This window comes from Micromonospora sp. BL4 (assembly GCF_003667505.1).
Classification (GTDB): domain Bacteria; phylum Actinomycetota; class Actinomycetes; order Mycobacteriales; family Micromonosporaceae; genus Micromonospora.
The window spans coordinates 1-673 of sequence record NZ_RCVJ01000034.1 but is presented as its reverse complement, the minus strand read 5'-3'; the positions used below and the strand labels follow the sequence as shown (position 1 = coordinate 673).

Annotated in this window: 1 pseudogene; it reads left to right on the top strand. The window is 83.7% G+C overall.

Annotated features, from left to right (window positions below):
* Positions 1-673: pseudogene (locus tag EAD89_RS30345) on the top strand (hypothetical protein); the annotation flags it as partial.

Sequence of the window (673 nt, the reverse complement as noted above, 5' to 3'; positions counted from 1 at the left end):
CGCCGGTGGTGCCCCGTTCGGGCAACGCGCCACCACTGCCCGACGCGTCCACCGGTCACACCGGCGGCACGCCCACCGTCGGCCCGGCCGACGGCGCCGGGCGCCGCCGGGCCGTCCCGGACGAGCAGGGCCGGCGCGCGCCGGCCGGCGGCGAGCCCCGAGCGGATCGCCCGGAGCGGCCAGCCGACTGGCTGCGCCAGGCCGGCCGTCTGCCGCACACCGATCCCGCCCTGCCGGTGGTCAACCGACGGGGCGGCACCCCGCCCGCCGCGGAGCGCCGTCCGGCTCCCGCCGCCGACGTGGATCTCACCGGCGGCTCGACCGGCCCGCTCGCGGTGCCGGATCCGGCCGCGCAACGCGCCGCCGGGCGCCGGCCCGCCGGGCCGCCGCCCGACCCGGGGGCGAACGCCCCCACCGGTCGCCGTGCCGCCCGGCCCACGAAGCCCGAGTCCACCGGGGAGCAGCCGAGCGCTGGCCCGACCTACCCGCCGGCCGCCGGCGAGCGTCCCACCGGGCGCCGGGGCGCTCCGGCGAACACCCCCGACCCCAGCGGTCGACGCCGTCGTCCCCCGGCGGAGCCCGGCAACGACGGGCCGGCCGGTCCAGGCCGACCCGGCGCGGCGGGCAGTCGCGGCGACGACCCGTACGCCGGTCCCGCCAGCGGGGGGCGGCC